Raw genomic sequence first — 11,876 nt, 5'->3', positions numbered from 1 at the left:
AACTCTTGTGGGGTGGGCGGTGGGACAACCAGCTTGCTTATCCCACAAGAAAAAAACTCTTGTGGGGTGGGCGGTGGGACAACCAGCTTGCTTATCCCACAAGAAAAAAACTCTTGTGGGGTGGGCGTCTCGCCCGCCTAGTCAATTATAAATAAAATATTTAAGTTTTAGATTTATTTAACAAGTTGGGCGCATCAGCCGTTATAAAATAAAAACCAATCTAGGTTAACTTGGGAACTTGGAGTTAAAAATAATGAACCCTCAAACAGCACCAAATCCAACCAACGATGTGATGGCGGATTCGGTTAGCTATTCTAAAATTGCTTATCGCGTGGTTCATGCAGTTCCCGGACGGGTAAGATTTCGAGTACCGCTGTTGGCTAAAGATGCAGAATATGCCAATAGAGTGCAAAGGTTAATTCAGTTAGATACTCGCGTCACTCAAGTTAGGATTCAACGTCAAAGCGCTTCAATTGCTATCAATTATAAAGTAAATGATAGAAACGATAGCGGAATGCACTCCCATCTAGCACGCCTGATTCAAGTAGCAGGTGAAGGCCAAGAAATAGCTGGTAAGGAAAGAGAAAGAAAATCCAATAATAAATCAGAAAAAAGCGATTGGAATGAACTAAAATTACCGGCTTTTGCCACAATTTTAGCTTTACTGGGATTGAGATTTCCTATTCCCAAACCTTTGATTGCAGGGACTTTAGCAGCAGCAGCGTTTCCAGTAGCAAAACGCGCTTATAACAGCCTTGCAGTCGAAGGGCGATTAAATATAGATTGCCTGGATATGATGGCGCTTAGCCTCTCTTCATTGCAAGGAAATTTAGTCACGCCAGCGCTAGTCATGACCTTGCATGAAATTGGGGATATTATACGCGATCGCACCGCAAGAGTTTCCCAGGATCGTGCAGAAGACTTACTCAATTCTCTCGCCCATTATGCCTGGGTTGAACAAAGCGACGGACAGAAAAAACAAATTCCAGCCACTGAAGTCAAACCTGGAGATATTGTCATCGTATATCCAGGGGAACAAATACCAGTAGACGGTTCAATCTGGCGCGGAAAAGCCTTAATTGACCAGCAAAAACTCACAGGCGAATCCATGCCAGTCGTCCGAGAAATTGGACAACAAGTTTATGCCTCAACCTTAGTGCGAACGGGAGAAATTTACATCAAAACCGAACGAGTTGGCGCGGCGACTCGTGCCGGAGCGAGCATTCAATTAGTACAAAAAGCTCCCGTTCACGATACCCGCATGGAAAATTATGCGGCAAAAATCGCAGACCAAGCGGTTCTACCTGCTTTAATTTTAGCAGGAAGTATGTTAGCAATTACCCGCAATCCAGCCAGAGCAGCAGCAATTTTAACCCTCGATTTTGTTACGGGAATTCGAGTTTCTTTGCCAACAACTTACTTAGCCGCATTGAACCACGCCACCCGCCACGGCGTCTTAATTCGCAGCGGACGCGCGTTGGAAAAATTAGCGCAAGTCAATACGATTGTGTTTGATAAAACCGGCACGTTGACACAAGGAGATGTGGCAGTTGTAGCAGTCCAAATCGCGACAGATAAACTGTCCGCTGCCAGAGTTTTAGAATTAGCCGCCGCCGCCGAACAGCGCCTGACTCACCCGGTCGCCGAAGCAGTCATGCGCTATGCAGAAAAACAAGGCACGAACATATTACCCCGTGGAAAATGGGAATATGAAGTGGGGTTGGGAGTGCGTGCAGAAATAGACGAGCAAGAAGTATTGGTGGGAAGCGATCGCTTCTTACAACAATCGGGAATAAAATTGACTTGTCTTTACGAACCGCATCTATGTACAAGCACAAATTGTCCTCAAAACTTCAGTTGTCAGATTTCTACCCACTCGTCTTTATTGTATGTAGCCGTTAACGGAGAATTTCAAGGAATTATTCAATACACCGATCCGTTGCGCGCTGAAAGTAAAGCAGTAATCGAAAAATTGCAAACCGAATATGGCATGGAAATTCACCTGCTAACCGGGGATACAAAACCAAGAGCGATCGCAGTTGCTAAAGAACTCGGTATTCCCCTAGAACAAGTTCACGCCGAAGCATTTCCAGAACAAAAAGCAACCGTTGTACAACAATTGCACGCAGCAGGTAAAACCGTCGCTTTTACAGGCGATGGATTAAACGACTCGGTAGCACTTGCTTATGCAGATGCTGCAATTTCTTTCGGAGATGGTTCAGAAGTAGCGAGGGAAACAGCAGATGTAGTTTTGATGAGTAATAATTTAACCAGCTTACTAGATGCCTTTGCGATCGCTCGTCAAACCAAACGAGTCATCCAGCAAAATATCGGTCTAGCAGTTACTCCCAATTTAGCCGCCTTGGGACTTGCATCCACCGTGGGACTGCATCCATTAGCAGCAACGGTTGTACATAACGGTTCTGCGATCGCCGCAGGGTTAAATGGGTTACGTCCCCTGATGCACCGCGATCCGCCAATCGAAACCAAGCAATCGTAGCGGCACAACTCCAACAAACAATTAAACCAATTAGCAATTAGCAATTAGCAATTACCAATCGATAAAATTATGTCAGCAAAAGGTAGCCAATTCAAACCAAATCAAACCCTACAAAACGTCCGCAACCTAGCAACTGATCGCGCAATTTTAATCGGAATTGGTGCAGTTGCTTTAGCACCGATACTATTACCCGCCGTCGCCAAAATTGGTAAACCAATTCTCAAAGCAGCGATTAAAACCAGCCTCAATTTATACGAAAAAAGTCAGGGAGCAGTAGCGGAAGCTGGAGAAATGTTTTGGGATGTTGTCGCCGAGTCCAAAGCCGAAATTACCGCAGAAGCACAGCAGCGGTTTATGAACGGGAAAAAATAGTAGCCGCCTTGGGAGGGGATTACGAAATCTTAACGTTAATCGATCAAGATTAATGCAGTACAGGACTTACGCAGAACTAGCCTAGAAACCGGGTTTCTTGGTTTCTTTGCCTAAGTCCTGGCAGTAGTTGGTCGTCAAAATTAGACGCAACCCCATGACAAACCCTCAACCCCCGCAAACCTCCCTACAGAGATCTCAAGCAAAACTCCTCAGCTTCCTAGCTAGCGCCAACCTTTCCAAGCTGGGTGTGGCAAGCTTAGTTGTGGTAAGTCTGAGCTTTGTAACATTCGTGGCGTTACAGATTGCCGATCGCACAAAAGTACATCGACTCAAACTTGCTGCTGGCGCAATACAAGGCGAAAGCTACGTCATCAGCAAATCCATCGAGCAAGTAGTAGAAAAATACCATCCCAACATTCAAATTGAAGTCATCAAAACTGGCGGAACCGCAGAAAATATCCAGCGCTTGGAAGAAAACCAAGTGCAACTTGCTACCGCTCAAGCTGATGTTCCAGTCGGTGCTTCAGCACGCCTAATCTCAATTTTATATCCCGATAGATTTCAGTTAATTGTTCCCAATAACTCCCCCATCAATCAATTCTCAGATCTAAAAGGCAAGCGAATTTCCCTGCCAAAAACTGGGGGACAATTCCAATCATTTGTAAATGTAGCGGCTCATTTTGGTTTAGCAGAATCGGATTTCACCTTCGTAGGAGAAACCGAACTAGCTGCTAACGAAGCCTTTCTCCGCAATCAAGCAGATGCCGCCTTTCGAGTCCGAGCGTTAGTCAATCCATCTATCTTGCAATTAGTGCAAAATGGCAGCGCCAGATTAGTGCCAATTCCACAAGCTGCCGCAATGAAAATTAAATATCCCGCGTTTGAAGTGGGTATTATTCCTCAAGGAGCTTACCGAGGCAATCCACCCATTCCAGCCATCGATTTAGCAACAGTGCAAGTGCAGAGAACTCTTCTCGCTCATGAGAAAGTAGATCCAGAGGTAATTCGCAACATCACGATGGTAATAATGGAACGTCGCCAAGAATTGGCAAATGCGATTGCTCAAGACGATATAAAACCACTCGTAGCCAACATAAATCCTCCATCCAGAGATAGCGGAATCGGCGCACCCATTCACCCCGGATCGCAAGCTTACTACGAGCGGGATAAACCTTCTTTCGTGCAAGAAAACGCCGATTTTTTGGCGCTGATTTTAACCATTTTCCTCTTGTTATGGTCTTGGGGTCTAGAATTGAAGCGGCTGCTAGTAAGAGTCCAGAAAAATGCCGCAGATGAGTACAGTAAGAAGGTTATTCACCTATTAAATGAAGTGCCAAAAAGCAACGATTTAAGGCAACTAGAAGTAAAAAGGGAAGAGCTGCTAAAACTGCTGACATCTGCCGTAAATGACCTGGACAAAGATGTCATTTCTGAGGAATCTTTCCAATCATTTCGCGTCATCTGGCAAATTGCCCTCGATACCGTCCGAGAACGACGCATCACCTTGTACCAGCAACAGTCACCGAGTGTCCCCCCGCCGCAGGTAAGTCGCACTCCTTAAGCGAGGACAAGGGAAACAAGCGGGAAACTTAGGCAGGACTTACGCACGAGGAGCCTATCACCTTTGTTTCTGCGTAGATCAAGAGCTACCAAACCGACGATTTTTCAGAGAAACTTTGGTGTTTGCGTAAGTCCTGTTAGGTTTGGAGATAAATTTTTAGCTTAAATCAAAAAGAAGCCCCACGTCCGACCCGCTAGGGCGGCGTGGGATGAATTTTTGGGTGATGACGAATTGACCCCCGACTGAATCAAACCGTAGGTTTGACAGGTCGAGGGGTCGATGTTAGCGGAGCGGCACGAAGTGCGGAATCACCATTTTCCAGCTTCAGAGAATCGATAAAGTCTTCTATCACTTGTGTCATAGTTTTGTCTTTTTGAGCCGAATATAGACGCAATTTATTTAATCTGCGTTCTGATCTTCTCAAATTCAATGCTTTGTTCTTCATGAAGCTTTACGTTTATGTTATCATAAATCATACTAGGAGGTGATTTACTTTGCTGCTTAATTACCAGGATCGATTTTACCCAACCACCAATCAAAAACTAGAACTAAATACTTGGTTGCGAGTTTGTAGGTACTGGTACAACAAGCAGCTAGGGGACAGATTTGATTGGTGGGAGCATAACCGCACTAACATTAATGCTTGCCCATTGGTTTGTTCATTTAGACCTCAATCCTGCGTGACCAACCAGATTTTTATGCTCAAAAAAAACAGTTACCAATCATCAAACAAGATTTGGTGAAAGTCGGTAATAGTGGTGAGTTACTTGACTTTACTCGCGTTCCATCCCAAACATTGCAGAATGTGTCAAGGCGGGTAGATTTGGCTTTCTCCCGATTTCTTGCAGGTGATTGTAACGGTAATCGTAGCGGCAAGCCACGTTTTAAGAATGCTGCCCGTTACCGCACCATGAGGATAGAGGGGCAAGCTATTAATATTGATCCCATTGAAAAAGATTGGTTATTTCTGTCAATCTCAAAGCTTAAAGGTTGGGTCAAAGTCCGTTTACATCGCCCTCTACCAGATGGGTTTAAATTCAAAAATGCCCTGTTAACAAGCAAAGCTGACGGCTGGTGCATCACAATTTGTTTAGAAGACCCAAAGGTTCCTGATTTCATTCCCGATGCGGTAATTCCAACTTGGGATAATACCTTGGGATTCGATGCGATCCTGCATGACGATGACTATCTAGCAACATCAGACAATACCAAACTGCCAGCGTTGAAGTCGTTCCGAAAGTCAGAGGAGCGATTAGCCCGTATTTCTAAACGCAAGGCCGCTAAAAACAAAGGTAGCAAATCCCGGCGTAAGCTTGCCAAGAGAGAGGCGCGAGAGCATCAACGTATTGCTCGTTCCCGGCGCGACCATGCTTTTAAAACTGCTGATCAATTGGTAAGAACTGGTAAGCAGGTTTTTGTTCATGAGAACTTAAATCTAAAAGCGTTGTCAAAACGAAATAAAGCCAAACAAGATGACAATGGACAGTATTTGCCCAACGGTCAATCAGCTAAGTCAGGGTTGAATAAATCCTGGAATGATGCTGCTTTTGGGCAATTTTTCCAAATCCTAGAATACATAGCCGCAAAAGCACCGGGTGTGGATAATGTCAGTAAATCCTGCATACACGTCTCAACTACTGGCGTACCGCGATGAATTTGTCTTCACCGATTGCGGTATGCGCGAGTACTGGGACCCACAAGAATTGCTTTATGTTGACCGTGATGTTAACGCGGCAATCAACATCAAGCGCGTGGGGCTGGGACTGTTCCCCAGGATCAAACGCCGTCAAGGGAATCCAGTAGTAACTAAAACTACTACTAATAGTACCTCTAAGGAAGTTCTGGAAGTTCTCAGAAACGCCAGAAGCCTACACCGACCGCTTGCGGCGGTGTAGGTATTTCACCTTGCCAAATCAACTAAAGCGTCCCGCCGGAACCTCACTACGCGCAATATTGAGCTGCGATAATGCTCTGTTGTAAATACTGATAGCGTGATATTGCTTTGATCGGGATCTATGATGCGTCGCACCGTGCAGATTTGCCTCTTGTTGTTGCAGTAAGCGATGATGCGATCGCCTACCTGGATCTCCAACGCTTGAATTTTCATAACTACTCAACCTCATCAATAAATTGGCTTAGCTGGCTCTATCCAGCCCTACTTGCTGGTCTACATAAGTGACTAAAAGCTGTTTTATCCTTATTATTATCAGCCGCTTACTGCTCTTAACTTTCCTCTCCACGAGGACAGGAAAAATCTCTTGCTAAGTTTCTCTCAACCAGCAATTACTATTGCTATGCATTATATCACAAAAATCAAGTTTATGTATTTAAAAATTTCAGATTTTATGGTAAAAATAGGTTAAAATTAAAATAGTATTAAATGCAGGTCTGTAAGATGGAAGCTTTATTAAAGAGTCTGATGCGATCGCCGCCCCAACTAACCAATGGTCGCAGCCAACGGACTCTATCCCCAACAATCGGGCAATCGATGATGAGTAGGCATATTTGCCTTTGCTGTTCGTACACTTTATTCCGTCACATGGGTTTGGCAGGACTTTACTGGCGTTGTAGCCACTGTCATCAGGAAATGCCAGCTTAAAACATCACTCCAGGGACTGAGGTACGCTTCCAGGGACTAAGGTATGCTAAGGGGAAATTTACCTAAATTCCGCATCCGGTCATGCCACTGTCATCCTAAAGTTGCACCAAGGATCTCTTATGAAAGCATTGTTGCTCTACCCTCAGTTTCCCCAGTCGTTTTGGTCTTACGATCGCTTCATGGAAATCGCTGGACTCAAGGCAGTGATTCCACCCCTGGGAATTATTACAGTGGCGGCACTTTTACCCAAAGACTGGGAAATTAGATTTTGCGATCGCAACGTCAACCTGGAAACAGCAGCGGATTGGGAATGGTGCGACCTAGTAATACTATCTGCCATGATTGTGCAAAAGGCAGATTTCCACGCCCTAATTCAAAAAGCAGTACGGTTAGGCAAAAAAGTAGCAGTTGGCGGCCCCTACCCCACATCTGTGCCGCAAGATGCCCTGGACTCTGGCGCGCATTACCTAATCCTGGATGAGGGAGAGATGACAGTTCCCCAATTCTTGGCAGCGCTAAATCAAGGCGAAGCGCAAGGAATATTTCGCACGATGGAAAAACCGGATGTCACCCAAAGCCCCATGCCCCGTTTTGACCTGCTTCAGCGGGATGCCTACTGCATGATGGCAATTCAGTTCTCTCGCGGTTGTCCCTTCAACTGCGAATTTTGCGACATCATCTCCCTTTACGGACGCAAACCGCGCACCAAACAACCGAATCAAGCCTTAGCAGAGTTGCAAACGCTTTACGATCTAGGCTGGCGCGGGTCGCTCTTCATCGTTGATGACAACTTTATCGGCAATCAGCGCAACGTCAAACGCTTCCTGCGAGAATTGATTCCCTGGATGCAGCAGCACAATTATCCCTTCACCTTGATCACCGAAGCATCTGTAAATTTGGCAGAGGATGATGAATTGCTGCATCTGATGCGGCAAGCAGGCTTCTATGCCGTCTTTCTCGGCATTGAAACCCCCGACCAAGACAGCCTGCAAGTAACGCGCAAAGTGCAAAATACTCGCAACCCCCTAGTGGAAGCCTGTCGCAAGATCAATCAGGCAGGTCTGCTGATCTATGCCGGGTTTATTCTGGGATTTGATGGAGAACGTACAGGTGCTGGCGAACGAATTCAAGCATTTGTCGAACAAACCAGCATTCCTCAACCCATGCTGGGCATCCTGCAAGCGCCGCCCAACACTGCCCTCTGGAACCGACTTAAGGGAGAACAGCGTTTACTTGAGGGTTCCAGCCATCCGACGGGGGACCAGAATACCCTGATGAATTTCATCCCCACCCGCCCCATTGCCGAAATTGCCAGAGAGTATTTAGAAGGATTCTGGACGCTGTACGAACCCCCGAACTATCTCAGACGCTGTTTTCAGCAATGCCTCAGTATTGTTCCTCCCCTAGGGCGAAAGCAGACGATGCAATTTCCTCTGGGGAAAGGGTTGCGGCTGGTTGCCCAGGTAATCTGGCATCAGGGTATACGAAGACCTGAAATTCGCTGGCAGTTTTGGCGACAATTATGGACGATTTTGCTGAGAAAGCCCCAAGTTATGAATATGTATTTGGGTTTATGCGCCGCCGGAGAGCATTTTTGGGAGTATCGCGTTTTAGCCAGGGAACGGATTACTCAACAGCTAGGCTACGACCCAATGAAAGTCTCTGTGCTACCTGAGCCAGAACCCATGCTTGTCAGGTCTTGATTTGATTTAGTGGTTGCGGTGCGTAACGCACCGCTTACGCACCCTACATACAGAGACTTTGCGTAAGTCCCGATCTTGTCCGGTTGCATCGGTTGTAAATAGTCGATTGTGTGAAAACCTGTTTTTTTCCGTCTCACCTGCTCACCCGCTCACTCGCTAGCCTAACGTTACCGAAGCAAGCGGACATGATATTACTGGGTGCGATCGCGAAGCGCCTTGCGGAGGCATATCGCCCGTCGGTTGGGTTGAGAACGCGAAATCCAACCTACCAGCTAAGGCACGCACTCGCGATCGCGCCTAGGTTTAACCCTTCTGCCGATCTCTTGTGCCAGCCAACCCAAACAGCTTGCTAAAGTGCTACAATAATGGAAGAGAATAAGTATCGGTTGCAATGTTTGTTTCTAGTATTGACGAGTTTTTCCCGTTTTATATTGGCAGGCTTCTCTCCGAACTATCACTCTCTGCAAAGTTGTAATTTTGGAGACAAGCTATGTCGATTTATGTAGGTAACCTATCTTATGAAGTTACAGAAGCGGACTTGAATTCTGTGTTTGCAGAATACGGGTCAGTTAAACGGGTTCAGCTTCCCACCGATCGCGAAACAGGTCGCAAGCGCGGCTTTGGCTTTGTAGAAATGGGTACAGACGCTGAAGAAAACGCAGCGATTGAAGCCCTGGATGGCGCTGAATGGATGGGTCGCGATCTCAAGGTCAATAAAGCCAAGCCTCGGGAAGAAAGGGGTTCTTTTGGTGGTGGTGGTGGACGTCGCCGCGACAACTTCTCTTCTCGTCGCTACTAAGCTTTTTTAGCCTTAAATTTGACTTCAAGAGGCTCAGGCAGTGTAATGCTTGAGCCTTTACTTTTCCGCAATGTCAGTAGCCACTAATGGCAAAATGAGGGCGCGGTTCACTCGCTTGTTTCGCCGCTTCAATTTGCGCTGCTAAGGCAAGGATCGTCGCTTCGGCGGCGGGGCGTCCGACCAGCTGAACGCCGATGGGTAAGCCATTCGAGTCAAACGTAGCAGGGATGGCGATCGCGGGTTGTCCGCTGGCGTTAAACGCCGGACAAGGGGCAATCCAATTGATAATTCTGGCCAAAGTTTCTTCTGGACTTAAATTTTCCCACTCGCCGATCCGAATCGCGGGATGCATGTAAACTGGCAGTAACATCACGTCAAAATTATGAAAAAACGCGACAATTTTGCGTGCAATTATCTGCATCTGGGCAACTGCACGCAAGTACTGGCTAACATCTCCAGTTTGTTCTAACAACCATTGATTCATTTTTCCCAGCGCTGCTTTGGGAATGCCAGATGCGGCTACCCCTGACTGCCAAACTATCTTAAACGGATCGATTAATTCGCTCAAATCCAAACTCACAGGTTCGACGGCGTGACCCATTCCTTCTAACAGTTTCGCCGTTGCCAACACGGCCTGCCCAATTGGGGGCGCGGCTTCCCCCAGGGGTGGTAATGTGGTGGTAAAACCAATTTTTAGGGAAGCGGGAAGTTTACTGGTAGCAGCTGTGAGGAAAGATGGATCGGGATCGGGTAACCAGTAAGGATCGCCGGTAATATAGCCAGACATGACATCTAAAAGCGCCGCTGCATCGGCAACGGTACGCGCAATGACGCCATCGGTGGCGACGCCGCTGAGGCGATCGCCTAGCGGTGCAAGGGAAACTCTTCCCCGCGATGGTTTAATCCCGACTAAACCGCAACAGCTAGCTGGTCCGCGCACCGATCCGCCGCCATCCGAACCTTGAGCGATCGCGCACAACCCCGCTGCCACGGCGGCGGCTGCACCCCCACTCGATCCACCGGGAGTATAATCTGTATTCCAAGGATTTCTTGCCGGTGCAAACCCTTCTGGTTCGGTATAAGGCAGCGATCCGACTTCCGAAGTGGCGGTTTTACCCAGAATAATAAACCCGGCGGCGCGGATGCGCGTGACGATGCCATCATCATAAGCAGCTATCTGATCCATCAGCGCCCGCGATCCATAAGTACAGCGGATACCGGCAACCGAGGTCAAGTCTTTGATCGCAATTGGCACGCCAAAAAAAGGCGGTAAATTGGCAGTTTCTTCCTTTGTCAACATTTCTGTTGTCGCCACTGCCTCCGCCCGTGCCAGATCTGCCGCTACGGTAAAATAACTACCCAGTTGGGGATTGAGGCGATCTATGCGTTCTAAGTAAAGTTCCACCAACTCTACTGGCGATACTTCTTTGCTGCGAACGAGTCTTGCTTGTTCCAGCGCTGGGGTAAATGCTAAATCGATTTTATTCATCGGGTGAATTGGTAATTGGTAATTGGTAATTGCTAATTGCTAATTGCTAATTGGTAATTGCTAATTGCTAATTGCTAATTGCTAATTGCTAATTTTAGCTGGCGAGCCAAGCCTTTTATTATTACCATTAGCCATTAGCCATTACCCATTACCTATTACCTATTACCAGCGCCAAGGGATGTAACTAGCAACTTGAGTTAATAGTTTTTCAGCGATCGCAATTACCAATTAAGTTGGCATGCCGTGATTCACGTCAGCACAATTCTCAGCCTAAATCGAAGCTTGCCCAAGTTGGAAACTGGCGCTGGACAGGTTCTTTACTGTCATCGAAAGCGATCGCCCAATTCAAATAAAAACCATCATTAATTTGCCATTCCTGTAGACACTTAGCCAACTGTCACAAACAAAGCCCCTGGCAACAAAAGCCCCCTTCCCTTCTGGGAAAGGGAGTTTGGGGTTTCAAAGTCCCCCTTTGTCAGGGGGATTTAGGGGGATCGTCAATTTTCAAAGTTTCCCTTTGTCAGGGGGATTTAGGGGGATCAGGACTTACGCAAAGAAACCGGGTTTCTATGAAAAATCGTCGCTTTGAAACGAGAGATATACGCAGAAACAAAGGTGATAGGGCTTCAAAGTCCCCCTTTATAAGGGGGATTTAGGGGGATCTCCAATTTTCCCACACCCTCTGTGTTACATCCTCCCGACGCTGATGATACGCATACAGCGCCGGCTTCCAACCTCGCGATTGGATATTCCTAGTTCCTTCCTTTACAGGTGTTTCGCCACTGATCTAGAACAGGTTGGTACAAACGTAGATGAATACTCCCACCGTTGGTTCCCCGATAGCCCGACTGCA

Annotated in this window: 9 protein-coding genes and 1 pseudogene; 7 read left to right on the top strand and 3 right to left on the bottom strand. The window is 46.8% G+C overall.

The window, feature by feature from the left end:
* Positions 1–253 precede the first annotated feature (253 nt).
* The 4 genes and pseudogenes from MiSe_RS43690 to MiSe_RS43670 all read left to right on the top strand — a co-directional run bounded on the left by MiSe_RS43690 (position 254) and on the right by MiSe_RS43670 (position 6,328).
* The gene (locus MiSe_RS43690; RefSeq protein ID WP_307731648.1) at positions 254–2,500 is read left to right on the top strand and encodes a heavy metal translocating P-type ATPase; all 2,247 of its coding nucleotides are present in this window, start codon (positions 254–256) and stop codon (positions 2,498–2,500) included.
* Positions 2,501–2,569: 69 nt separating this feature from the next.
* Positions 2,570–2,872, top strand: coding sequence for a DUF5132 domain-containing protein (locus tag MiSe_RS43685; protein ID WP_226592681.1), 303 nt, complete (start codon positions 2,570–2,572; stop codon positions 2,870–2,872).
* Between the two features lie 154 nt (positions 2,873–3,026).
* The gene (locus MiSe_RS43680; protein WP_226592678.1) at positions 3,027–4,433 is read left to right on the top strand and encodes a TAXI family TRAP transporter solute-binding subunit; all 1,407 of its coding nucleotides are present in this window, start codon (positions 3,027–3,029) and stop codon (positions 4,431–4,433) included.
* A 494-nt stretch (positions 4,434–4,927) separates the two neighbouring features.
* Positions 4,928–6,328: pseudogene (locus tag MiSe_RS43670) on the top strand (RNA-guided endonuclease InsQ/TnpB family protein).
* Between the two features lie 5 nt (positions 6,329–6,333).
* On the opposite strand, the gene MiSe_RS43660 reads toward MiSe_RS43670, so the two are convergent.
* On the bottom strand, positions 6,334–6,540 hold the full coding sequence (locus MiSe_RS43660) for a hypothetical protein (protein WP_226592670.1): 207 nt from the start codon (positions 6,538–6,540) through the stop codon (positions 6,334–6,336).
* 288 nt (positions 6,541–6,828) lie between these two features.
* On the opposite strand from MiSe_RS43660, the gene MiSe_RS43655 reads away from it, so the two are divergent.
* The 3 genes from MiSe_RS43655 (at position 6,829) to rbp (ending at position 9,534) form a co-directional block, all read left to right on the top strand.
* Positions 6,829–7,032 carry a hypothetical protein gene (locus MiSe_RS43655; RefSeq protein WP_226592668.1) on the top strand — a complete coding sequence of 68 codons (204 nt, stop codon included), beginning with the start codon at positions 6,829–6,831 and terminating at the stop codon, positions 7,030–7,032.
* Positions 7,033–7,151: 119 nt separating this feature from the next.
* On the top strand, positions 7,152–8,735 hold the full coding sequence (locus MiSe_RS43650) for a B12-binding domain-containing radical SAM protein (protein WP_226592666.1): 1,584 nt from the start codon (positions 7,152–7,154) through the stop codon (positions 8,733–8,735).
* A gap of 490 nt (positions 8,736–9,225) precedes the next feature.
* Positions 9,226–9,534, top strand: coding sequence for an RNA-binding regulator (rbp, locus tag MiSe_RS43645; protein WP_226592664.1), 309 nt, complete (start codon positions 9,226–9,228; stop codon positions 9,532–9,534).
* A 73-nt stretch (positions 9,535–9,607) separates the two neighbouring features.
* On the opposite strand, the gene MiSe_RS43640 is transcribed toward rbp, so the two are convergent.
* Positions 9,608–11,023 carry an amidase gene (locus MiSe_RS43640; protein WP_226592662.1) on the bottom strand — a complete coding sequence of 472 codons (1,416 nt, stop codon included), beginning with the start codon at positions 11,021–11,023 and terminating at the stop codon, positions 9,608–9,610.
* A gap of 265 nt (positions 11,024–11,288) precedes the next feature.
* Complete coding sequence (locus tag MiSe_RS51655; protein ID WP_264196982.1) at positions 11,289–11,417, bottom strand: hypothetical protein; 129 nt, start codon at positions 11,415–11,417, stop codon at positions 11,289–11,291.
* Positions 11,418–11,876: the final 459 nt, after the last annotated feature.

The organism is Microseira wollei NIES-4236, from assembly GCF_020521235.1.
Lineage (GTDB): Bacteria > Cyanobacteriota > Cyanobacteriia > Cyanobacteriales > Aerosakkonemataceae > Microseira > Microseira wollei.
This window is presented reverse-complemented; position numbering and strand designations above follow the sequence as displayed.